23 protein-coding genes and 1 pseudogene are annotated in these 22,405 nt (G+C 68.9%); 23 read left to right on the forward strand and 1 reads right to left on the reverse strand.

Annotation, left to right across the window (positions count from 1 at the left end; genetic code table 11):
* Nucleotides 1-11: 11 nt before the first annotated feature.
* From MRBLWO14_RS15920 to MRBLWO14_RS15990, 15 genes and pseudogenes are all read left to right on the forward strand, one after another.
* Nucleotides 12-1,799, forward strand: coding sequence for a penicillin-binding protein 2 (locus MRBLWO14_RS15920; RefSeq protein ID WP_341934063.1), 1,788 nt, complete (start codon nucleotides 12-14; stop codon nucleotides 1,797-1,799).
* 27 nt (nucleotides 1,800-1,826) lie between these two features.
* Nucleotides 1,827-3,239, forward strand: a complete 1,413-nt coding sequence (gene murF, locus MRBLWO14_RS15925) for a UDP-N-acetylmuramoyl-tripeptide--D-alanyl-D-alanine ligase (RefSeq protein ID WP_341934064.1) — start codon at nucleotides 1,827-1,829, stop codon at nucleotides 3,237-3,239.
* Nucleotides 3,236-4,348, forward strand: a complete 1,113-nt coding sequence (gene mraY, locus MRBLWO14_RS15930) for a phospho-N-acetylmuramoyl-pentapeptide-transferase (RefSeq protein WP_096715675.1) — start codon at nucleotides 3,236-3,238, stop codon at nucleotides 4,346-4,348. Before murF ends, mraY begins: the two co-directional genes overlap by 4 nt.
* The gene (gene murD, locus MRBLWO14_RS15935; RefSeq protein ID WP_341934065.1) at nucleotides 4,338-5,876 is read left to right on the forward strand and encodes a UDP-N-acetylmuramoyl-L-alanine--D-glutamate ligase; all 1,539 of its coding nucleotides are present in this window, start codon (nucleotides 4,338-4,340) and stop codon (nucleotides 5,874-5,876) included. The genes mraY and murD overlap by 11 nt, the downstream gene beginning before the upstream one ends.
* A gap of 76 nt (nucleotides 5,877-5,952) precedes the next feature.
* The gene (gene ftsW / locus MRBLWO14_RS15940; RefSeq protein ID WP_341934066.1) at nucleotides 5,953-7,077 is read left to right on the forward strand and encodes a putative lipid II flippase FtsW; all 1,125 of its coding nucleotides are present in this window, start codon (nucleotides 5,953-5,955) and stop codon (nucleotides 7,075-7,077) included.
* The gene (locus MRBLWO14_RS15945) at nucleotides 7,074-8,150 is read left to right on the forward strand and encodes a UDP-N-acetylglucosamine--N-acetylmuramyl-(pentapeptide) pyrophosphoryl-undecaprenol N-acetylglucosamine transferase (protein WP_341934067.1); all 1,077 of its coding nucleotides are present in this window, start codon (nucleotides 7,074-7,076) and stop codon (nucleotides 8,148-8,150) included. The genes ftsW and MRBLWO14_RS15945 overlap by 4 nt, the downstream gene beginning before the upstream one ends.
* Nucleotides 8,151-8,203: 53 nt before the next feature.
* Nucleotides 8,204-9,679: pseudogene (gene murC / locus MRBLWO14_RS15950) on the forward strand (UDP-N-acetylmuramate--L-alanine ligase); the annotation flags it as partial.
* Nucleotides 9,680-9,718: 39 nt separating this feature from the next.
* Complete coding sequence (locus tag MRBLWO14_RS15955; RefSeq protein WP_341936220.1) at nucleotides 9,719-10,516, forward strand: FtsQ-type POTRA domain-containing protein; 798 nt, start codon at nucleotides 9,719-9,721, stop codon at nucleotides 10,514-10,516.
* 179 nt (nucleotides 10,517-10,695) lie between these two features.
* The gene (gene ftsZ, locus MRBLWO14_RS15960) at nucleotides 10,696-11,853 is read left to right on the forward strand and encodes a cell division protein FtsZ (RefSeq protein WP_341934068.1); all 1,158 of its coding nucleotides are present in this window, start codon (nucleotides 10,696-10,698) and stop codon (nucleotides 11,851-11,853) included.
* Nucleotides 11,850-12,530, forward strand: coding sequence for a YggS family pyridoxal phosphate-dependent enzyme (locus MRBLWO14_RS15965; RefSeq protein WP_341934069.1), 681 nt, complete (start codon nucleotides 11,850-11,852; stop codon nucleotides 12,528-12,530). Before ftsZ ends, MRBLWO14_RS15965 begins: the two co-directional genes overlap by 4 nt.
* 43 nt (nucleotides 12,531-12,573) lie before the next feature.
* Entirely contained in the window at nucleotides 12,574-13,047 is a 474-nt protein-coding gene (gene sepF, locus MRBLWO14_RS15970; RefSeq protein ID WP_341934070.1) for a cell division protein SepF, read from the forward strand.
* A gap of 3 nt (nucleotides 13,048-13,050) precedes the next feature.
* The gene (locus MRBLWO14_RS15975; protein WP_341934071.1) at nucleotides 13,051-13,347 is read left to right on the forward strand and encodes a YggT family protein; all 297 of its coding nucleotides are present in this window, start codon (nucleotides 13,051-13,053) and stop codon (nucleotides 13,345-13,347) included.
* 153 nt (nucleotides 13,348-13,500) lie between these two features.
* Nucleotides 13,501-14,094 (forward strand): DivIVA domain-containing protein, encoded by a 594-nt coding sequence (locus tag MRBLWO14_RS15980; protein ID WP_341934072.1) that lies wholly within the window; start codon nucleotides 13,501-13,503, stop codon nucleotides 14,092-14,094.
* Nucleotides 14,095-14,145: 51 nt separating this feature from the next.
* A complete protein-coding gene (lspA, locus tag MRBLWO14_RS15985; protein ID WP_341936221.1) occupies nucleotides 14,146-14,781 on the forward strand; it encodes a signal peptidase II in 636 nt (211 codons plus the stop codon).
* A gap of 2 nt (nucleotides 14,782-14,783) precedes the next feature.
* Nucleotides 14,784-15,704: an RluA family pseudouridine synthase gene (locus MRBLWO14_RS15990; RefSeq protein ID WP_341934073.1), complete on the forward strand. Its 921-nt coding sequence runs from the start codon at nucleotides 14,784-14,786 to the stop codon at nucleotides 15,702-15,704.
* Here the strand turns inward: MRBLWO14_RS15990 and MRBLWO14_RS15995 are convergent.
* Nucleotides 15,701-16,300, reverse strand: coding sequence for a TetR/AcrR family transcriptional regulator (locus tag MRBLWO14_RS15995; protein WP_341934074.1), 600 nt, complete (start codon nucleotides 16,298-16,300; stop codon nucleotides 15,701-15,703). The two genes, MRBLWO14_RS15990 and MRBLWO14_RS15995, sit on opposite strands and share 4 nt — an antisense overlap.
* Nucleotides 16,301-16,399: 99 nt before the next feature.
* Between MRBLWO14_RS15995 and MRBLWO14_RS16000 the strand changes: the two genes are divergently transcribed.
* The 8 genes from MRBLWO14_RS16000 (at nucleotide 16,400) to MRBLWO14_RS16035 (ending at nucleotide 22,351) form a co-directional block, all read left to right on the forward strand.
* Nucleotides 16,400-17,017, forward strand: coding sequence for a DUF6230 family protein (locus MRBLWO14_RS16000; protein WP_341934075.1), 618 nt, complete (start codon nucleotides 16,400-16,402; stop codon nucleotides 17,015-17,017).
* Nucleotides 17,008-17,454, forward strand: coding sequence for a DUF6114 domain-containing protein (locus MRBLWO14_RS16005; protein ID WP_341934076.1), 447 nt, complete (start codon nucleotides 17,008-17,010; stop codon nucleotides 17,452-17,454). The genes MRBLWO14_RS16000 and MRBLWO14_RS16005 overlap by 10 nt, the downstream gene beginning before the upstream one ends.
* On the forward strand, nucleotides 17,451-18,149 hold the full coding sequence (locus MRBLWO14_RS16010; RefSeq protein ID WP_341934077.1) for a hypothetical protein: 699 nt from the start codon (nucleotides 17,451-17,453) through the stop codon (nucleotides 18,147-18,149). Before MRBLWO14_RS16005 ends, MRBLWO14_RS16010 begins: the two co-directional genes overlap by 4 nt.
* A 35-nt stretch (nucleotides 18,150-18,184) precedes the next feature.
* Complete coding sequence (locus tag MRBLWO14_RS16015; protein ID WP_341934078.1) at nucleotides 18,185-18,772, forward strand: GNAT family N-acetyltransferase; 588 nt, start codon at nucleotides 18,185-18,187, stop codon at nucleotides 18,770-18,772.
* Between the two features lie 31 nt (nucleotides 18,773-18,803).
* The gene (locus MRBLWO14_RS16020) at nucleotides 18,804-19,412 is read left to right on the forward strand and encodes a sigma-70 family RNA polymerase sigma factor (protein WP_341934079.1); all 609 of its coding nucleotides are present in this window, start codon (nucleotides 18,804-18,806) and stop codon (nucleotides 19,410-19,412) included.
* The gene (locus MRBLWO14_RS16025; RefSeq protein ID WP_341934080.1) at nucleotides 19,409-20,539 is read left to right on the forward strand and encodes a hypothetical protein; all 1,131 of its coding nucleotides are present in this window, start codon (nucleotides 19,409-19,411) and stop codon (nucleotides 20,537-20,539) included. The genes MRBLWO14_RS16020 and MRBLWO14_RS16025 overlap by 4 nt, the downstream gene beginning before the upstream one ends.
* 131 nt (nucleotides 20,540-20,670) lie before the next feature.
* Nucleotides 20,671-21,276, forward strand: a complete 606-nt coding sequence (locus MRBLWO14_RS16030) for a sigma-70 family RNA polymerase sigma factor (RefSeq protein WP_341934081.1) — start codon at nucleotides 20,671-20,673, stop codon at nucleotides 21,274-21,276.
* A complete protein-coding gene (locus MRBLWO14_RS16035; protein WP_341934082.1) occupies nucleotides 21,251-22,351 on the forward strand; it encodes a hypothetical protein in 1,101 nt (366 codons plus the stop codon). The genes MRBLWO14_RS16030 and MRBLWO14_RS16035 overlap by 26 nt, the downstream gene beginning before the upstream one ends.
* Nucleotides 22,352-22,405 lie beyond the last annotated feature (54 nt).

Raw genomic sequence — 22,405 nt, forward strand, 5'->3', positions numbered from 1 at the left:
GGAGAGAGTCCATGACGACACGAGCCACCCGGACGCCGCGGCGACGCACGGTCGTCGCTCTGGCCGTGATCCTGTCGATCCTCGCCGCGTTCATCGTGCGCCTCGTCGACATCCAGATCGTCCGTGCCGACGAGCACGTGTCGCAGTCGCTCGAGTTCATCGCACACGGCACGCCGATCTACGGCGACCGCGGAGCGATCGTCGACTCGAACGGCAGCGTGCTCGCCGAGAGCGTGGCCGTGTACGACGCCAACGTCGACCCGAAGGTCATGAACCTGCTCGAGACGGACGAGAAGAATCCGCCGAAGATCCCGTGGGCGGAAGCCGCACAGAGGATCGCCGAGATCACCGGGGTGGATGCAGAAGCGCTCCGCACCGGAGTCGAGGCGCAGCACGCCGCGAACCCCGAGTCGCAGTGGTACCAGGTGAAGACGGGTCTCAACGCCGAGCAGTACATCCAGCTGAAGGAGCTCAAGGCGGACGGCGTCAAGTACCTGCACTTCGAAGAGCGCGAGACCCGGGTGTACCCGAACGGCGCCGTCGCGGGCAACATCGTCGGGTTCCTCGACGGCAGCGGCTCGGCGCAGGCCGGCATCGAGAAGATGGACGACCAGTGCCTCGCACCGACGAACGGCGAAGAGAGCTACCGCACCGGCAAGGACGGCGTCATCATCCCCGGCAGCGAGAGTCGCACGGATGCCGTGGACGGCGGCACCGTGCAGCTGACGATCAACAGCGACCTGCAGTGGTACATGCAGCAGATGATCGCGGAAGAGGCTCAGGCGCAGGGCGCCAAGGGCGGCACGGTCACGGTGGTCGAGGTGGCGACGGGCAAGATCCGCGCCGCGGCCGAGTGGCCGACCATGGACCCGAACGACCTCGACGCCTCGAGCTCCGACACCTGGGGCAGCAAGCTCTTCACCTACCCGTTCGAGCCGGGATCCACGTTCAAGGCCGTCACCGCGGCAGCGGTCATGGAGAACGGCGGCGTCACGATGACGAGCCCGACCGTCTCGGCATCCTCCAAGGAGAAGTTCCCGAACGGCGCCGTGATCAACGACGCGTTCGTGCATCCGACGTTCCAGTACACGCTCGCCGGCGCGCTCATCGACTCGTCGAACGTGGCCCTGTCGAAGTTCGGCACCATGGTGAGCCCCGACGTGCGCTACGACTATCTGCAGCGCTTCGGTGTCGGCGAGACGACCGTGGGATTCCCCGACGAGGCGTCCGGTCTCCTGCACCCCACGAATCAGTGGGACAACCAGTCGCTGTACACGACCACGTTCGGCCAGTACTTCACGGTGACCGCCCCGCAGCTCGCTGGTGCATACCAGGCGATCGCGAACGGCGGGGAGAAGATCGGACTCTCCCTCGTCGAGTCCTGCACGGCGCCGGACGGCACGGTCGTGACCCCCGACGCCCCGAGCCGCGAGCAGATCATCCAGCCGCAGACGGCGGCCGATCTCACGCGGATGCTCGAGAACGTCGCTGTGCAGGGCGGCAACGCCGAGCGCATCCAGGTGCCCGGCTACCGAGTGACCAGCAAGACCGGTACCGCACAGATCCCGGACGGCAACGGCGGCTACAAGCAGGGTGTGTACTACACGAGCATGGTGGGCTTCGCGCCCGTCGACGATCCGCAGTACGTCGTCGTCGTCACTCTGGACGAGCCGACTAGAGTTACATCATCCGCGGCGACCGCGTCGGCCTTCCAGAAGGCGATGACGCAGACCATGAAGACGTACCGCGTGATGCCGTCCTCCACCCCGATGGACGCACTGCTTCCCAAATTCGAATGATCGGCGCGCCTCGCGCCTGGAGATGTCATGATCGCCCTGTCGCTTGCCGAGATCGCCGCCGTCCTGGGGGGTGACCTGCGGCTCGCCGGAGAAGCCACGGCCGAGACCGTGGTGGACGGCGTCGTCGACACCGACTCGCGGAACATGGGCCCGGGCTCGATCTTCGTCGCGAAGCCCGGCGCATCGACCGACGGCCACAACTTCGTCGGTTCCGCTGCCGCGTCCGGCGCCGCCCTCGCGATCGTCGAGCGCCCTGTCGACGAGGAGATCACGCAGATCGTCGTTCCGGACGCGGTGCGCGCGCTGGCGGACCTCGCCCGAGAGGTCGTCGCACGGGTGCGTGCAGGCGGCTCGCTCAAGATCGTCGGCATCACCGGCTCGAACGGCAAGACCACGACCAAGAACTTCCTGGCGCGGATCCTGTCGGAGGAGGGGGCCACCGTCGCTCCCATCGCCTCGTACAACAACGAGGTCGGCGCGCCCGTCACGATGCTGCGCGTCACGGAGGACACCCGCTTCCTGGTCAGCGAGTTCGGAGCCGACGCTCCCGGGAGCATCGCCCGCCTGGCCGGCCTCGTCGAACCCGACGTGGTGGTCGTGCTCATGGTCGGCATGGCCCACGCGGGCGGCTTCGGCGGCATCGAGGCCACCGCGAAGGCGAAGTCCGAGCTCGTGTCGGCCGCCGCACGCACCGGCACGGCCGTGCTGAACCTCGACGACCCGCGTGTCGCGGCGATGCGCGAGCTCGCCGAGTCGCGGGGGATGACCGTCGTCGGCTTCGGCCAGGGGTCCGCCGCGCAGGTGCGGGCGGAGAGCCTGGAGGTGACGGCATCCGGAACGTCGTGCGTGATCGAGGCGGCCGGTGCCCGCGTGCCGCTGCACCTCCGCGTCCTCGGAGCCCACCACATCAACAACGCCCTCGCGGCCATCGCCGCCGCCGGCGTGCTCGGCGTCTCCACGGCGGATGCCGTCGAGCGACTCGAGACCGTGGAGATCGCGGAGCGCTGGCGCATGCAGCCGCTGGGCAATGACCGCGTCCGCATCATCAACGACGCCTACAACGCGAGTCCCGACTCGATGGCGGCCGCCCTGCGCACGCTCGCGCAGATCACCGGCCCCGATGAGCGCACGGTGGCCGTGCTGGGTGCCATGAGCGAGCTCGGCGAGACAGCCGGCGAGGAGCACGACCGCATCGGCCTGCTCGCCGTGCGACTCAACATCCAGCGCATCGTGGTCGTCGGGCCCGAGGCGCGCCGGCTCTACATCTCCGCGATCGGCGAGGGGTCATGGGACAGCGAAGCCGTCTTCTTCCCCGACCAGGACGCGGCTTTCGACTATCTGCGCGAGGAGCTCCGCGACGGCGACCGCGTGCTCGTGAAGTCCTCCAACTCGGTAGGGCTCCGGCATCTCGGTGATCGTCTGGGAGAATTGTTCTCGTGAGGTCACTCATCATGGCGGCGGCCATCTCGCTCGCCTTCACACTCTTCCTGACTCCCGTCTTCCTCCGGCTCTTCCGCAAGTGGGGATGGGGTCAGGTCATCCGCACCCCCGAGGCGCTCGAGAACCCGAGCCACGAGGCGAAGCGCGGCACGCCGACCATGGGCGGTGTGATCTTCATCGCCGGCACGATGGTGGGGTACTTCACGGGCGTCCTCGTCGGCGGTGGCACGCCTGCGCTGTCGGCGATCCTCGTGATCTGGCTGATGGTCGGTTTCGGCGCCGTCGGATTCATCGACGACTACATGAAGGTGCGCAGTCAGCGCAGCCTCGGTCTGTCCGGATGGCGCAAGATCATCGGGCAGCTGATCGTGATGATCCCGTTCGGCATCGTCGCGCTGAACTTCCCGAACAAGTTCGACCAGACGCCCGCGTCGGGATCGATCTCGCTGTTCCGCGACATCCCCTGGCTGAACCTGTTCGCGTTCACGGTCGTCGTCGGCTGGGTGCTGTACCTGCTGTGGATCTCTGTGATCGGCGTCGCCACCTCGAACAGCGTGAACCTCACCGACGGACTCGACGGACTCGCCGCCGGCGCCGGTGTGATCGTCGTAGGTGCGTACAGCCTCATCGCCTTCTGGCAGTTCAAGCAGTCCTGCGTCGGCGAGGGCGTGGAGAAGGCCGCGATCGGCGGATGCTACGAGGTCCGCGACCCCTTCAGTCTCGCCATCGTCGCTGCGTCCTTCGCTGCGAGCCTCATCGGCTTCCTGTGGTGGAACGCCCCCAAGGCCAAGGTGTTCATGGGCGACGTGGGCTCGATGGCCATCGGCGGTGTCATCACCGCCATGGCGATCCTCACGCGCACCGAGCTGCTGCTGCTCGTGATCGCCGGCGTGTTCGTTCTCGCCTCGGGCTCCGTCATCCTGCAGCGCGCGTACTTCAAGATCACCCGTGGAAAGCGGCTGTTCCTCATGAGCCCGTTCCACCACCACCTCGAGATGCGCGGCTGGTCGGAGGTCACGATCGTCGTGCGCATGTGGATCATCGCCGGGCTCCTCGCCGTCTCGGCGGTCGGACTGTTCTACGTGGAATGGCTGACCCGTGTCGGGTGAATCGCGCCTCGCGTCGCTCACCAGTTGGAACGCCGACTGGGCGGGTCTCCGCGTCGCGGTGCTCGGCCTCTCGATGACGGGCTTCTCGGTCGCGGACACCCTCACCGAGCTCGGCGCAGAGGTCCTCGTTCTCAGTGAGTCGGCGGAGGAGGAGTATGCGAAGCTCGTCCCCGTCGTCGGAGCGCGGCTGGAGCTCGGTCCGCTGAGCGACGTGCCGCAGACGCTGGTCGACTTCGGCGCGGAGGTCGTGATCGCCTCGCCCGGGTTCGCGCCCTCGCATCCCGTGATCCGGTGGGTGCAGGAATCCGGCATCGCGCTGTGGGGCGATGTCGAGCTGGCCTGGCGGGTGCGCGACAAGGTCGTGCGCGATGACGGAACGCCGGCCGACTGGGTGCTCATCACGGGGACGAACGGCAAGACCACGACGACCCAGCTCACGGCGAGCCTCCTCGTCGAGGGCGGGCTGCGCGCGGCTCCGTGCGGCAACATCGGAGTGCCGGTGCTCGATGCCGTGCGCGACCCGTCCGGTTTCGACGTGCTGGTCGTCGAGCTCTCCAGCCACCAGCTGTGGTATCTCGGCCTTGCCGAGCCGGAGGGCGAGCTGTACCCGTATTCGTCCGTCTGCCTGAACCTGGCCGACGACCACCTCGTCTGGCACGGCAGCGCACGCGCCTACCGCGACGCGAAGGCGCTCGTCTATCGCAACACCCGCGTCGCCTGCGTGTACAACAAGGCCGACGACGCGACCCGCCTGATGGTGGAGGACGCCGAGGTGGTCGAGGGGGCACGCGCGATCGGGTTCGATCTCGGCATCCCCGGTCCCAGCGACCTCGGCGTCGTCGAGGGCCTCCTGGTCGACCGCGCCTTCCTCGACGATCGCGCGCGGAGTGCGCTCGAGCTCACGACGGTCGCCGATCTCGAGACCGCCGGGTTGGCCGCTCCGCACATCGTGCAGAACATCCTCGCGGCGAGTGCGCTCGCGCGGTCGCTCGACGTCGCCCCCGAGGCGATTCACGACGCGCTGCAGAGCTTCCGTCTCGATGCCCACCGGATCCAGGTCGTCGCCCGTCACCTCGGGATCACCTGGGTCGACGACTCGAAGGCGACCAACCCGCACGCAGCGGCCTCGTCGCTGCGCGCGTACCCCGGCGCCGTGTGGGTCGTCGGGGGAGACCTCAAGGGCGTGGACATCGCCGACCTCGTGGCGACGGCAGGCACGACGGCTCGCGCTGCGGTCGTCATCGGCGTCGAGCGCTCGGAGGTCGTGACGGCATTCCAGCGACACGCGCCCGCGGTGCCGGTGTTCGAGGTGGATGCTGGCGAGACTGGTGAGGTCATGAACCGCGTCGTGGAGATCGCTGCGGGGATCGTCGACGGCGAGGGCACGGTACTCCTGGCTCCCGCTGCGGCATCCTTCGATCAGTTCACGAGCTACGCGGATCGCGGCCGCCGCTTCGCCGAAGCGGTGCAGGACTGGATCGACCGGGGGAGCGCCGATGACACAGGTCGCACGCCCCCCGCGCTCTGAGCCCGGCTCCTCGCGGGGCCTCGCCGCGCGCGTCTCGTTGGGGCGCCGCTTCACACCGCTGTCGACAGAGTTCCTGATGATCGCATCAGCGGCGCTGCTGCTGACGATCTTCGGTCTCGTGATGGTGCTGTCCGCGACCAGCGCGACAGCGGTCTCGCGCGGAGAGAACCCGATGGACGGCGCTCTGCGCCAGGGCGTGTTCGCGGTGCTCGGGGTTCCGTTGATGTTCCTCATCTCGCGGATGCCGGTCCGCTTCCTCAAGCGCATGGCCTGGCCGGCGCTGTTCGGCGCGATAGCCCTGCAGCTGCTCGTCTTCACGCCCCTCGGCATCGAGGACGGCGGTAACCGGAACTGGATCAAGATCGCCGGCTTCACCCTGCAGCCGTCCGAGTTCCTCAAGCTCGCGCTCGCGCTGTGGATCGGCTACGTGCTCATGCGCAAGCAGACGATGCTCGGCACGTGGCACCAGGTCTTCATCCCGGTGGTGCCCGTGGGCGCGCTCGCGATCGGCACCGTCCTCGCCGGCAAGGACCTGGGTACCGCCATGGTGCTCGTGCTCGTCCTCCTGGGCTGCCTGTTCTTCTCGGGGGTGAAGCTGCGGCTCTTCATCCTCCCGGTGCTGCTCGGCATCGCCTCGGTGATCGCCCTGGCCGTGACCAGCCCCGACCGGATGCGGCGCATCACCGCGACGTGCTCCGACATGTCCGCCTACACGGGCGACTGCTACCAGTCGATCCACGGCATCTGGGGCATGGCCTCGGGCGGCGTCTTCGGCGTCGGCCTCGGCAACTCGCAGGAGAAGTACGGCTGGCTCCCCGCCGCGGGCAACGACTTCATCTTCGCGATCGTGGGGGAGGAGCTCGGGCTCATCGGCTGCGTGGTCGTGCTCGCGCTGTTCACGCTCTTCACGGTCGGCGCCTTCCACATCATCCGCAAGACCTCCGACCCGTTCATCCGCATCGCGGCGGGCGGCGTCACGGTCTGGATCACCGGGCAGGCCGTGCTGAACATCGGCGTCGTGATCGGCGTGTTCCCGGTCATGGGCGTGCCACTGCCCTTCATGTCGCAGGGAGGCACGGCGCTGCTCGCCGTGCTCATCGCCTGCGGTGTGCTCCTCGCCTTCGCCAGGACGATCCCCGCCGCCGAGGCTCGCCCGGCTGAGCGGGCGCCCTCGGCCGGGCGGGGTAGGGTCTCACGGTGACCACGTACCTTCTCGCCGGCGGGGGAACCGCCGGTCATGTCAATCCCCTGCTCGCCGTCGCCGACGGACTGCGTTCCCGCGACGCGGAGGCCTCCGTGCTGGTGCTCGGCACGGCGGAGGGGCTGGAGTCCCGACTGGTGCCGGCCCGCGGGTACGAACTCCTCATCGTCGACAAGGTGCCGTTCCCGAGGCGTCCCAACGCGCAGGCGGCGCGGTTCCCGATGCGGTTCCGTCGGGCGGTCGCTCAGGTGCGAGACCACATCCGCGCGCACGGCGTCGACGTCGTCGTCGGATTCGGCGGCTACGCCTCGGCGCCGGCCTACGTGGCGGCGCGCCGCGAGGGGATCCCCTTCGTCGTGCACGAGGCCAACGCGCGCCCCGGCCTCGCGAACGTGCTCGGCGCTCGTCGCGCAGCCGCGACCGGTCTGGCCTTCGCCGGCACGCCGCTGCGCGGAGGCGAGGTGGTCGGCATGCCGCTGCGCCGGGAGGTCATCGAGCTCGATCGCGCAGCGGCGCGTGATGAGGCCGCCGCGCACTTCGGTTTGGACGCCGCGCGCCCCGTGCTGCTCGTCTTCGGCGGATCGCTCGGCGCCCAGCGCCTCAACGACGCTCTGGCCGATTCGTGGGGCGATGTCCTCGCGGCGGGATGGCAGCTGCTGCACGTCACGGGGGAGCGCAGCGACCTCGCCGACCCCGGCGTCCCGGGGTATGCGCTCGTGCGGTACGTCGACCGCATGGACCTCGCGTTCGCGCTGGCGGATCTCATCGTGTCGCGCTCCGGAGCCGCCACGGTCAGCGAGATCAGCGCCCTCGGCATCCCCGCTCTGTACGTGCCCTACTCGGTCGGCAACGGCGAGCAGCGCCTCAACGCCGCCACCGCGGTCGCCGCCGGCGCTGCGAAGCTGCTCGACGACGCGACGTTCGACGGCGACGCCGTGCGGCGGATCGTCGTCCCGCTCCTGGGCGACTCCGATCGCCTCGCCGCGATGTCGGCGGCTGCCTCGAACGTCGGGACCCGCAGCGGCACCGAGAACGTCATCGCGCTCGTCGACCGCGCCCTCGCCTCCGTGTGACCGGTGTCGTCCTGCGCCGCTCCGTCCGACCGGAAAAGTAGACTGAATCCGACATGATCAGACCTGACCTCTCTCTCCCGATCCCCGAGTCGATCTCCTCCGCGCACTTCATCGGCATCGGCGGGTCCGGCATGAGCGGCCTCGCTCGCATGTTCCTCGACGCGGGTATCCGCGTGTCCGGCAGCGACCGTGCCGACAGCGACAACCTGCGTGCGCTGGCCGCCGCCGGGGCGACGGTGCATGTCGGGCACGACGCCGCACATCTGGGCGACGCCGACACGGTCGTGCACACCGGGGCGATCTGGCCGGAGAACCCGGAGTTCGTCACGGCCAAGGAGCGCGGCCTGCACGTCATCCACCGCTCGCAGGCGCTGCACTGGCTGATCGGCTCCCGCCGTCTGGTGTCGGTCGCGGGTGCGCACGGCAAGACGACGTCGACAGGCATGATCGTGACGGCGCTGCAGGCGCTCGGCGCGGATCCGAACTTCGTGAACGGCGGCGTGATCGAGCAGCTCGGCGTGTCGAGCGCATCCGGCTCCGGCGAGCTGTTCGTGATCGAGGCCGACGAGTCCGACGGGACCTTCCTCCTCTACGACACCGCGGTCGCCCTCATCACGAACGTCGACCCCGACCACCTCGACCACTACGGATCGGACGAGGCGTTCCACGACGCGTTCGTGCGCTTCGCCGACGCGGCCACCGAGGCCGTCGTCATCTCGAGCGACGACGCCGGCGCGCTGCGCGTCGGCGCGGGTCTGTCGCACCCGAACGTCGTGACCTTCGGCCAGGCCGAGGGGTCCGATCTGCGCATCACCGACATCGTCGCTGCAGGCCCCGTGGCCGCGACCCTCACGCACGGCGGCGAGAGCGTGCGTCTGCAGCTGGCCGTGCCTGGTGTGCACAACGCCGTCAACGCGGCGGGAGCCGTCGCCGTCCTGCGCGCTCTGGGCTTCGGCCTCGAGGAGTCGGCACGAGCCGTCGAGGGATTCGCCGGTACCGTCCGACGGCTCGAGAAGCACGGCGTCGAACGGGGAGTCGCGGTCTTCGACGACTACTCGCACCACCCCACCGAGGTACGGGCGGCTCTGGAGGCGATGAGGTCGATCTCGGGCGACGGTCGCATCATCGCGATCCAGCAGCCGCACACCTACTCGCGGACCCAGCACATGTTCCGCGAGTTCGCCGACGTGCTCGAGACGTACGCCGATCACACGGTCATGCTCGACGTGTACGGTGCGCGCGAGGACCCCGTCCCCGGAGTCACCGGCGAGCTCGTGAGCGGTGCGTTCCGCGACCCGTCGCACGTGCATTACGTCGCCGACTGGCAGCAGGCGGCGGACTACACGGCATCCGTCGCCCGTGAGGGCGATTACGTGATCACGCTGGGCTGCGGAAACGTCTACCAGATCATCCCGCAGGTGCTCGAGTCGCTGCGGTCGACCGGAGAGTAGCGCGTGCGCCGCCCGCCCTCGCTTCCGACGCCTGCCGCCGAGTCCGCGGAGGATGCATCGGCGCGTCGTCGGCGCGATCCGGCCTCCGCGCGGGGTGCGGTCGGGCGGGAAGCGACGGTGACGGAGTTCTCTCCGGCGGAGGCCGTCGACGACGACCGCGAGATGTCGGCGCGCGACGTCTGGCGTGCCGCGCGAGCACGTCGGAAGGCGCTCCGCGCGGAGATCCGGCGGTTCACCCAGCGGTCGCGTCGACGGAGCATCGTCTGGCTGAGTGCGATCGGAGCCGCGATCCTCCTCGTGGGCGGGAGCGTCGCGGCCGCGTACAGCCCGTTGTTCGCGGTGGAGAAGATCACCGTGGTCGGCGCGACGACGCTCGACCCGGCCACGCTCGAGGCTGCGCTCGCGGGGCAGATCGGCACCCCGCTGGCGCTCGTCGATTCCAGCGAGGTCAAGGCGTCGCTGCTCGCCTTCCCGCTCATCGAGACCTACGCGCTCGAGGCGAAGCCGCCGCACGACCTCACGGTGCGCATCGTCGAGCGCACCCCCGTGGGAGTCATCCGCTCCGAGGCGGGATACACGCTGGTGGATGCCGCGGGCGTGGCGCTGGCCACGACCTCCGATCAGCCGGCGGGTCAGCCGCTCCTCGACATCGCGGGTGGAACCGACTCCGCGGCGTTCGAGTCCGCGGGCCTCGTGGTGCGCTCGGTGCCGGCGGATCTGCGCGCGACGCTCACCAACGTCACGGCGACGACGCCCGACGACGTCACGCTGACGCTCAGCACCGGCCTGACGATCGTGTGGGGGAACTCCGAGAATTCGCCTCTGAAAAGCGAGGCCCTCGCGAAGACGCTGATCGGCGTTCCCGGCGCGTCCTCTATCGACGTCACCTCGCCGCACGCGGTCGTCGTCGGCTGAGTTCGGTCGGCAAACACACGACACGCCCGTGTCTTCGCGTGCGCGCGCCTGTGCGGCGCTTACCTTCGAACAAGAGAAACCATTGCCGGGAAATACTTTACACCTCTAGTTGAGGTTTAAGGTTCAACCCGGCGGTGGCGACTCTCCATCAGACAGGCTCGATTATTCGGAGGCCGGCCATGAGCCAGAACCAGAACTACCTCGCCGTGATCAAGGTCGTCGGCGTCGGCGGTGGCGGCGTCAACGCCGTCAACCGCATGATCGAACTCGGTCTCCGCGGAGTCGAGTTCATCGCCGTGAACACCGATGCCCAGGCGCTCCTCATGAGCGACGCCGACGTCAAGCTCGACGTGGGCCGCGAGCTCACGCGCGGACTCGGCGCCGGCGCCGACCCCGAGGTCGGCCGCCGCGCCGCAGAAGACCACGCCGAGGAGATCGAGCAGGCGCTCACCGGTGCCGACATGGTCTTCGTCACCGCTGGCGAGGGAGGCGGAACCGGAACCGGCGGCGCCCCCGTGGTCGCCCGCATCGCGAAGTCGATCGGCGCTCTGACCATCGGTGTCGTCACCAAGCCGTTCTCCTTCGAGGGCCGTCGTCGCCAGAGCCAGGCCGAGGCCGGCGTCTCCAAGCTGAAGGAAGAGGTCGACACCCTCATCGTGGTGCCGAACGACCGACTGCTGGAGATCAGCGACCGCGGCATCTCGATGATCGAGGCGTTCGCCACGGCCGACCAGGTGCTCCTCGCCGGTGTGCAGGGCATCACCGACCTCATCACCACCCCCGGTCTCATCAACCTCGACTTCGCCGACGTGAAGTCCGTCATGCAGGGCGCGGGCTCCGCGCTCATGGGCATCGGATCCGCGCGCGGCGCCGATCGGGCGATCAAGGCCGCCGAACTCGCGGTCGAGTCCCCGCTGCTCGAGGCGAGCATCGAGGGAGCGCACGGCGTGCTGCTGTCGATCCAGGGTGGGTCGAACCTCGGCATCTTCGAGATCCACGACGCCGCCGACCTCGTGAAGGAGGCCGCGCACCCCGAGGCGAACATCATCTTCGGCACGGTCATCGACGACACCCTCGGCGACGAGGTGCGCGTCACGGTGATCGCGGCCGGATTCGATGGCGGCGAGCCCTCGCTGCGCCTCGACCCGATGGTGGTCACGCGGCCGGCTGCGGCCAGCACGCTGCCCGAGGTGACGCTCTCGAACGACGAGGAGAGCGCGCCCGCGGCATCCGAGTCGACCGAGAAGAACGAGCCCGCTCCGCAGCGCGTCACCGCGACGAGCATCGAGCCGGCGTTCGCCGACGACGACATCGACATCCCCGAATTCCTGAAGTGACCGACCTGGCCGCACGGCTGTCGGCGATCGATGAGCGGATCGCCGACGCCGCGCGCCTGGCCGGGCGCGACCCGCAGGAGATCACGCGGATCGTCGTCACCAAGTTCCACCCCGCATCGCTCGTGCGGGAGTTGGCGGCTCTCGGCGTCGGCGACGTGGGGGAGAACCGTCAGCAGGAGCTCTCGGCGAAGACCGCGGAGCTCGACGACCTCGACGTGCGATGGCACTTCATCGGTCAGGCGCAGACGAACAAGGCGGCGGCGATCAGACGGAGCGCGGACGCCGTGCACTCCGTCGATCGTGAACGTCTTGCCGACGCCCTGCACAGGGCCGCGGAGGATGACGCCATCCTCGATGTCCTGGTGCAGGTGAACCTCACCGACGACCCAGGGCGCGGAGGCGTCGCCCCCGAGGCGGCGCGGGCCCTGGCCGAGCACGTGCTCACCCTGCCCAGCCTGCGACTGCGCGGGGTGATGGCCGTCGCACCCCTCGACGAGGACCCGGCCCCGGCCTTCGCGCGTCTGCGTGCGATCTCCGACGACGTGCGCACGGTCGAGCCCGAGGCGACATGGATCTCCGCCGGGATGACCGGCGACTTCGTCGAGGCGATCTCCGCGGGTGCGACACACCTTCGGATCGGCTCCGCAATCACAGGACCCCGCCCCGACCGGGGTTAACCTCTAACCAGACCAGCCCGACACGTTCGAACCGGAGGACACGATGGGTAACCCGCTGAAGAAGACCATGGTGTATCTCGGCCTCGCCGACGAGGAAGAGGTCTACGAGGAGGAGCAGCACGCTCCGGCCCGTGCCCACCGAGAGCGTGACCGCGAGCGCGACGAGCCCGCCCCCGCCCCGATCACCCCGCTGCGTCGTCCCGTCGCGGTGCGACAGCCCGCAGGAGGGGCAGTGAACGAGATCCTCACCGTGCACCCCAAGCAGTACCGCGATGCGCAGCTCATCGCCGAGAGCTTCCGCGAGGGCGTGCCGGTCATCATCAACCTCTCTCAGATGAGCGATGCAGACGCGCGCCGTCTGATCGACTTCGCCTCCGGTCTCTCCCTGGGCCTCTACGGCCGCATCGAGCGCGTGACCTCGAAGGTGTTCCTCCTCTCGCCGGAGAACATCAACGTCTCGGGTCACGGGGGCATCGCGCACGCGGACGCAGAGTCCGCGGGCTTCGACCAGTCGTAACCCGTGGGGCTCGTCTCCGTCTTCGCGAGCATCGTCCACACGGCGCTGCTGCTGTACCTCCTCGTCCTCTTCGCGCGGTTGATCCTCGACTACATCCCGATGTTCAACCGCGAGTGGCGTCCCAAGGGCGCTGGCCTGGTGGCCGCTGAGGTCGTCTACACGATCACCGATCCGCCCATCCGGTTCTTCCGGCGGATCATCCCGCCTCTGCGAATCGGGTCGCTGTCTCTGGACTTCGGATTCTCGCTGACCATCCTCATCGTGCTGATCCTCATGAACATCGTGGGCATCTTCCGCTGAGACCGCCGAGAGTTCTCGAGTCCGGGTGTCGCGGCGTCGCGGCGGACAGACTCGGGGACTATGCTTGGCTCCCAGGTGCGCGCCCCGGGTTCGCGCCACATCACGACCGCGCCATTCTCGAAACTGGCAACCGAACTCATCGAAGGAGCCACCATGGCACTTACCCCGGATGACGTCGTCACCAAGCAGTTCCAGCACGTCCGCTTCAAGGACGGCTTCGACCCGGACGAGGTCGACGACTTCCTCGACGAGATCGTCATCGAGTGGCGCAAGGCCCTCGAGGAGAACGCAGAGCTCAAGGCCAAGCTGGCCGCATACGAGTCGGGCGCGGCTCCGGCCACCGCTGCCGCTCCGGCCGCTGAGGCGCCTGCCGCTCCGGGTCCCGTCGAGACCCCCGCCGAGCCTGCTCCGTCGGGTTCCGCGACCGCCACTGCCGGCATCATCGAGCTCGCCCAGCGTCTGCACGACGAGCACGTCGCCGAGGGAGAGGCCAAGCGCGCCCAGCTCATCGCCGAGGCGGAGGGCGAGGTCAACCGCATCCGCACCGAGGCCGAGGCCAAGCAGCGCGAGGAGTCCGCACGTCTCGAGCGCGAGCGCAACACGCTCGAAGCCCGGATCACCGAGCTCCGCAACTTCGAGCGCGACTACCGTTCGCAGCTGCGCGGCTACATCGAGGGCCAGCTCCGCGACCTCGATGAGAAGTCGGCGTCGACGGACTCGACCCCGGTCTCCGCGATCGGACTGTAGGTCGTCCTCTTGCCAGGACGCCGTCCTCTTCGTCGTTCGGCGGCCGGCGCGATCGTTGCGATTCTCGCAGTGGTCGTGCTGGCCGCCGATCAGTTTGTGAAGTACCTCACCATCGAGAACCTGCCCCTGCAGGAGCCGGTGCCCGTACTGGGGGAGTTCCTTCAGCTGTACTACGTCCGCAACCCCGGCGCTGCCTTCTCGCTGGGCTCGGACGTCACGTGGATCTTCACGATCGCCCTCGCGGTCGTCGCCGCCGTGATCGTGTGGAAGGCCTTCGGCCTCCGTTCGCGTCTCTGGGCCGTCGTTCTCGGCGGCCTGCTGGGTGGCGTGCTCGGCAACCTCACCGACCGCCTCTTCCGCGATCCCGGATTCCCCATGGGACACGTGGTCGACATGATCTCGATGCCGTGGATGATGCCCGCGATCTTCAACGTCGCCGACATCTTCATCGTCACGGGCATGATCTCCGTGGCGCTGCTCGTGGTGTTCGGTCTGCGATTCGACGGGTCGCGCGAGCGCGACCATGCGGTCGTCGAGACGGAGGAGGAGGCAGAGGCCGTGGCTGTCGCCGATGCCGTCGAGCACGACAGGGCGGCCTCCTCGGCTTCCTCCCGCGACACGGCCGGCGACACCGCGGACGACACCGTGGAGCGGTCCTCCGGCACCCCGACCGTTGACGGGCGCTGATCGTGGAGTTCCGGACCCTTCCCGTCCCCGACGGGCTGGACGGCGTGCGCGTCGATGCGGCGCTGGCGAAGATGCTGGGCTTCTCGCGCACATTCGCAGCCGATGTGGCCGCGGCCGGTGGCGTGCGTCTCGACGGCACGACGCTCGACAAGTCGGACCGCCTTCGCGGCGGCGGTTGGCTCGAGGTCGAATGGCAGCCGAAGGAGGAGCCGCGCATCGTGCCGATCGCGGTTCCCGAGCTCGGCATCGTCTACGACGACGATGACATCGTCGTGGTCGACAAACCGACCGGCGTCGCCGCCCACCCGTCGCTCGGCTGGGACGGCCCGACCGTGGTCGGCGCCTTGGCGGCTGCGGGATTCCGCGTCGCCACGAGCGGCGCACCGGAGCGGCAGGGCGTCGTGCATCGTCTCGACGTCGGCACCAGCGGACTCATGGTCGTCGCGAAGACGGAGACGGCGTACGCGGCTCTGAAACGCGCCTTCAAGGAACGGACCGTGGAGAAGATCTACCACGCGGTCGTCCAGGGTCATCCGGATCCGCTCGCCGGCACGATCGACGCGCCGATCGGACGGCATCCGAACCACTCGTGGAAATTCGCCGTCGTCCCCGACGGCAAGCCCTCTGTCACCCACTACGAGACCCTCGAGGCGTTCCCGGGCGCTTCGCTGCTCGAGATCCATCTCGAGACGGGACGCACGCATCAGATCCGCGTGCACATGGCCGCTCACCGGCATCCGTGCGTGGGCGACCCGCTGTACGGAGCCGACCCGACCCTCTCTGCGCGCCTGGGTCTCACGCGCCAGTGGCTGCACGCGCACCGGCTCGGATTCACTCACCCGACCACGGGGGAGTGGGTGCAGTTCGAGTCCGCGTACCCGACAGACTTCCAGCACGCCCTCGACGTGCTGCGCGCCGACTAGAAGCGCGCGCCAGCGGCGGCGGCGACGACGCCGTCGAGCGTCTTCTCGAGGAAGTCGACCACTGTCTCGTCGTCGATACGGCGATCCACGACGAGCTCCAGCAGCGCCTCCTCCGTGAACGAGACCCAGGCTCTGAACGCGACCCGCAGCGCAAGCTCGTTCGGTGCTCCGAGCTCCTGGAACGCCTCGAGGAGCCGTTGCGCGTTGAGGTCGCGCGATTGGTCGACGATGGCGCGCACGGCAGGGTCGCCGCTCGCGACGCCGCGGACCAGTGACGAGAAGGTGCCGCTGTGGTCGCGCACGAAACCGGCGATGCGCAGCAGGGTGTCGTGGATGCGCTCGCGGGGCGGCAGGTCGGCGCGCGGTTCGGTCGCCACGAGCAGGCTGTCGCGGGCGGTCGTGACGATCGCGCGCTCGACACCCTGGCGACTGTCGAAGTAGTGGAAGATCAGGGCTTTCGAGACGCCCGCCCGGGCCGCGAGCTCGTCGATCGTGAGTTCGTCGAGTGGGTGGTCGACGAGGAACTGCACGCCGATCGCGATCAGCTGGGCGCGACGCTCTTCAGGACTGAGGCGTGAACGAGGCTCCGACGGCATGCCTGAAGCCTAGCCAGACAGGGTATTGACTCTGAATCAATAGAGCCTAGGATCGGTATATCGCGCGGACGGAGCCGTCGGCGCGAAGGAGGAGGATCGATGAAGTTCCCGAAGCCGTCCACAGTCCTGTCCGCCGCGACCCGCACGCGTGCCGGCCGGATCACCCTGGCCGCTGTGCCGGCGGGGGTCATCGCCGGAGTGCTGCTCGGAGGTGTCGCCCAAGGGGCGGTGCCCGTCTCGTTCGCCGTGTCGGGCAGTCAGTTCCAGATCGGCGCGAGCCAGCTCGAAGGCACCGGCTTCTCGCAGTACGCCGGCGTCGCGACCGACACCGAGGGCGTCGAGCACACCGTCGCAATCGCGAACATCAAGAGCGCGACGCTGACCGACCTCTGCCAGTCGGTGATCACCGAGACACCTCTCGGCACGGTCGGGGTGCTGATCAAGGCGGGCGGCGGTGGGGAGCCGGCGACGGCGAGCGACCTGCAGATCGGGATGACCGGCCTCAAGGGAGACGCGTCGTTCGGCGGCATCCGCATCGGCGTCGACGCGTCCACCGTGGCCACGGACGCGAAGGGCTCGCCGGGCGACTTCGCACAGGACTCCGACACGATCTCGATCACCGACCTGCAGCAGACGGCGTGGAGCACCCAGGCATCGGTCTTCACGCTGAAGGGGATGTCGCTCGAGCTCACGGACGGCTCGCAGGGATGCTTCTGAACGGGGCGGATGCCGTGACCCAGGACTCGGGAGACACCACCGTCGCAACACCAGGCCGCTTCCGCGCCTGGCGGCGACAGCGCCCCTTCGTCGACGGCATCCTCGTCGCGCTCGGCGGCGTGGAGATGTTCTTCTCCGGACAGCTGGATCTCGGCCATCTGCATGTGCAGCTCGGGATCGAGGGGCTGCAGGCGACCGTGATCCCGGTCCTGCTGCTGCTCCTCGGCATCCTGGCCATCGCCATGCCCGCCCACCACGTGTTCTACGGGGTCATCGCCCTCGCCGTGGGTCTCTACTCCCTGATCGGCGTCAATCTCGGCGGGTTCATCGTCGGGATGCTCCTGTCGGTCGTCGGCGGCGTGCTCGTCGTGGCTTGGATGGCGCCGCGCGAGGCGGTCGTGGGTGCTGCGTCGGGCGATGAGGTGACGGCGACGTGACCCGTCGCCCCGGGCTCGCCGCCGCGCTGGTGATCGCCCTCGCGGTGACTCCCATGACGCTGGGGGCGGCTGCGCCGCGCCCGCAGGCCGGGTTCTGCATCCCTCTCATCTACTGTCCGGATCCCGAGCCGCAGCCGGATCCCGCAGCCCCGTCGGAGAGCCCCGCGCCGGCCGACCCCGAGGACCCGAGCCTGCCGACCGAGCCACTGCTTCCGCTCGACCCCGCCGAGACACCCGCGCCCGTCGACCCGGTACCCGCGCCCGTCGACGATGCCGCGCCGATCTTCACGGGCACGCCCGCGTCGCTGGGCTCGACCTCGCTGTCGTTCACCGGACTCTCGGGCATCTCCATCGTGACCGTGCCGACGGTGGACGGCGGCGGAGTGCGAGCACTGAAGATCTCGGCCGACTCGATCACGATCGAGGGATTCTCGCTGACGGTCCGCCCTCCCGGGGGTCCGGGACTCGTGACGACCGCCGACACCATGACCTTGCGCGGCGACGTGAGCGTCTATCTCGGATCCGTGAGCGCCTCGGCGCTCGGCGGCGAGCCCCTCACGATCGGACTCGATACGCCGCCGCCACTCACGGACATCGAGCCAGGACTGCTGAATGTGACGATGGGTCTCGTCGGCAGCACAGCGGACTCCATCACCTACGCGAACACGGATCAGCGGATCGTGCAGGCCGAGTGACGACCGATGTCGGAAGTGTGCGCCACAATGACCGCATGAGCATAGAGGTGCGGCCGGCCACGGTGTTCGAGGACGTGGCCGCGCTCGTCGGGCCGAAGAAGCCGACGTCGACTGTGTGCTTCTGCCTGAGCTACCGAGTCGGCAGCAAGGAGAGCCTCGCGCTGAAGGGCCCAGCGCGGGCGGAGCGCGTGCGCGAGCTGTGCCACCAGGACCCGCCACCCGGCGTGATCGCCTACCTCGACGACGAGCCCGTCGGCTGGGCGGCTCTACACCCGAGGCGGGACACGAGCTTCGCGCGCAACCGACTGATCCCGCACGTCGACGACCTCGACGTCTGGTCGCTGTGGTGCTTCCGGGTCAGGCCGGGGCACCGGAAGCGGGGGATCTCGCACGCCCTCATCGACGGTGCCGTCGCGTATGCCAGGGACCGGGGCGCGCCCGCGATCGAGGGATACCCGGTCGACAACCGCGGCGAGAAGGTCGACCTGACGATGGCCTACGTCGGGACGCGCGCGCTCTTCGAACGTGCAGGTTTCGAGAAAGCAGCCGAGACCGGCTCCGTGCTGAACGGTTTTCCCCGGGTGCTGATGCGCCTCGATCTGGACAGGTCGAAGAAAACGTGAACCCATCCGGGGTGCACAGGCAATACGCAGCGTGAGCACAGACAGCGAGATCATCCAACGGTCTCTGGACCAACCGTCAGCCTTCGCCGAGCTGTTCGATCGACATGCGCGCGTGGTGAACGCCTTCGCCACGTATCGGATCGGCCGGCATGCCGCGGAGGACGTCCTGAGCGAGACGTTCCTCGTGGCGTTCCGGCGCCGCGCCGACTTCGACCGAGACGTCGAGTCGGCCGCCCCCTGGCTGCTCGGCATCGCCTCTCGCCTGATCCGCCGCCACCGGGCCGTGGAGGCGAAGCACTGGCGTTCGTTCGCGGCTGCCGTCGCGGGTGAGGAGCACGCGTCCGAGGGCGGCGTGGACGACGCGATGACGCGGATCGACGCGGAGCGCGAGCTCGCAGGGCTCAGAGCGCGCATCGCCGCCCTCGCGCCGAGGGACCGGGAGACGCTCTTGCTCTACGCGTGGCAGGGGCTGTCCTACGACGAGGTCGCGACGGCGCTCGGCATCCCTGTGGGGACCGTACGGTCCCGGTTGAGCCGCATACGCAAGCGCCTGGATCCCGTTCGCAGGGCGCAGGCGAGGAGACAGGCAGAGACACGCACAGAGACGCAGATAGGCCGAGCAGCAGGGAGCATCCGATGAACGTTCTCGAGAAGGTGCAGGAGACCCGACCAGTGGTCGAGGGGGCCGAGGAGAACATCTCGGCGGCCAGGCTGCGACTCCTGAGCGAGATTCGCGCCGAACAGCGGCCTGCGCGGTCGCGCGCTGCACGACGCCCGTGGATCATCACGGCAAGCCTCGTCGGCGCTGCGGCGGCAGCGACGGCCGGAGTTCTCGTGGTCGGCAACCTCGCGACACAGATCACCGGTGGCGTCGAGGCGATTCCGACCGTCGTGCCCGAGCCAGCGTCGGACCCGACGGTGGAGCCGACGCCGGAGCCGACGGTGGAGCCGTTGACGGCTGCCGGAGCCTTCAGCGCGGCGGGAGCATCCGCGAGCACGTTCGCCGGATTGACGGTCGCGCCGGGGCAGTATCTTCGCGTCGCGACGACGATGACGGGCCTCGTCTTCCACGAGCCGGTCAACGGGTGGGGAGGGTATTCCGTCGACCGCTCCAATGCCACGAGCGCGTGGAGTGTGCTGGGGAGTTCGGAGACGTACCTCCCGGCCGACCAGTACGGAGAGTGGCGCTACGTCGGACATCCGGTCCAGATCGGCGAGCTCTTCGGCGCCGACGCAGGACCAAATGCGCAGCAGTACCTCCAGGAGGTCGCGCACAGCTCCTACGACCCCACCGGCGAGATCGGCGGGGCCGGCGCGCCCTGGCCGACGGCGGGCGGCAGCTCTCTGGCCGCGTTCTACGACGCGATGCCGAAGGACCCCGCGCAGCTCATCGCCTGGATCGACGAGAACCAGCAGACCCCGCCGGAGTCCGACAACGCGAAGGTCGGCTGGTTGCTGATCGAGTTGCTCGCCCGCAACGGCGGCACCGCCGACGCCCGCGCTGCCATGTATGCCGCGCTGAGCATGCTGGACGGATTCGCTGTGACGAGCACGGTCGGCAACGTCGTGACAGTCGCGCTCGACACGCCGACCCAGGACCTGTCCGGGAATCCCGCGATCCAGCGCCGCACCGCCACGATCGACATCAGCACGGGGCTGGTGCAGGAGACGACGTCGACGACCGGATCGGGATCCGCACTGGTTCCGGATTCGACCCCTGACATGAGGAATGTGTACGCGATGACCGTCGTGAACGGCGCTCCGTGACGCTCGACACACCGTCAGCGCTCGTGCCTTCGACCATCGTGGACGTGAGTTACACCTACACGCACAGCATCGTGGACCGACTACCGTGAACGAGTTTCGAACCGTCCCGAGCCGCAGAGGCAATACATAGTGTGAACACAGACAGCGAGATCATTCAGCGATCGCTCGGGCAACCCCGGGCGTTCGCCGAACTCTTCGACAGACATGCCGGAGTGGTGGGACGGTACGCCGCCCGACGGCTCGGGGTGGATGCTGGCGAGGACATCCTCAGCGAGACGTTCCTCGTCGCGTTCGCCCGCCGGAAGGCGTTCGACACCGCGTGGGACAGCGCACTGCCGTGGTTGTTCGGGATCGCGTCCCGACTCATCCGGAAGCATCGGGCGACGGAGGCCAAGCACCTCCGGTCGAGCATCGAGTCCGCCCACCGTGAGGAGCACATCTCGCACGGCGACCTCGAGACGACGATCGCCCGGCTGGACGCCGAGATCTCGACCCGCGAGCTCGCCCCGCGGATCGCGTCGCTGTCGACGAAGGACCGGGAGACGCTCCTGCTGTACGCCTGGGGGGACCTGACGTACGAGGAGGTCGCCGCGGCCCTCGGTGTCCCCGTGGGCACGGTGCGCTCCCGCATCAACCGCGTGCGCACTCGGCTGAATCCGCACCGCAGTGCCGGCCGCACCTCAATCGTGAAGCAGAAGGAAGGAGAAGTCGATGGACGTTTTCGAGCGCGTGCGTGAGGTCAACACGGGGGTGAGCCTCACCGACGAGCGAATCGCCGGAGCGCGAGTCCGGCTTCTCGAGGGCATCGACACCGGTGTGGTGACCGCGCGCAAGCGCGCAAGCCGCCGGCCGATGTTCCTCATCGCCGGGGCCGTCGCCGGAGTCGCCGCGGCGACCGCGACGGTCGTGGTGGTCGGTCAGCTCACGGCGCCGGCCCCGCAGGTGGAGGCGATCCCCGCACCCACCGTAGAGCCGACGCGACAGCCGGGGGAGGTGCTCCCGCATCCCGCGCCGACCGGAGGGACCGGGATCACGGAGCCCTTCCCCGGCACGACCCCGCAGGCCGGGCAGTATCTGAGCGTGCAGAACATGACCGAGACGCTGCTCTACCGGGATGGGCAGGACGTCTACCAGGGTGACTTCCCTTACGGCCCGCTGACCAGTGCACTGTTGGTCAGAGGGCATTCGGCGACCTACATGCCGGCTGACCGATCCGGCGAATGGATCTCCGTGAACGGACCGGACGCTGAACGAGTGCGATTCTTTCCGGAAGATCAGTGGCCCGCTGGGGCGCTCGCGTGGGACAACATCCTGCCCGTGCGCCCGGATGTCACCGAATCACGGGATACCCGCGACGTCGTCGACGGCTCGCCCGAGCCCGGCTCGGCCGCCTTCTATGCACAGTTCCCGGCGGACCCCCAGTCTCTGCTCGACCAGTTGCGCGCGAAGGACCGCGGACACGAACAGAGGGATGCCGAGAGGCGTGATGCGGCTGTGCAGGACATCGTCACCGTTCTGAGAGTCAGCGACGCCCCGGCCTCGGTGCGCCAGACCTTCGTGGCTGCGCTTGCGCTCTCAGGAGCGGAGGTCGTTTCCGCTGCGAACGGCATCACCACCTATCGCATGAGGTACGACCACTTCGGTGCTCGCACCGACACGATCTCGATCAGCGATGCGACAGGGTGGGCCACCGAGTACACCCTGCGCTGGGATCGCGTGTCTGGGTCTTCCGCAGACGGCGACGTGGTTCCCCCGACGGTCCCCGACATCCGCATGACCTACAGCGTCTCGATCGTCGACGCAGTCCCGTAACCGGCACGACTCATGAGCCCCGGCATCCACCGCGGATGCCGGGGCTCGTCGCGG

It is taken from the genome of Microbacterium sp. LWO14-1.2 (assembly GCF_038397715.1).
Lineage (GTDB): Bacteria > Actinomycetota > Actinomycetes > Actinomycetales > Microbacteriaceae > Microbacterium.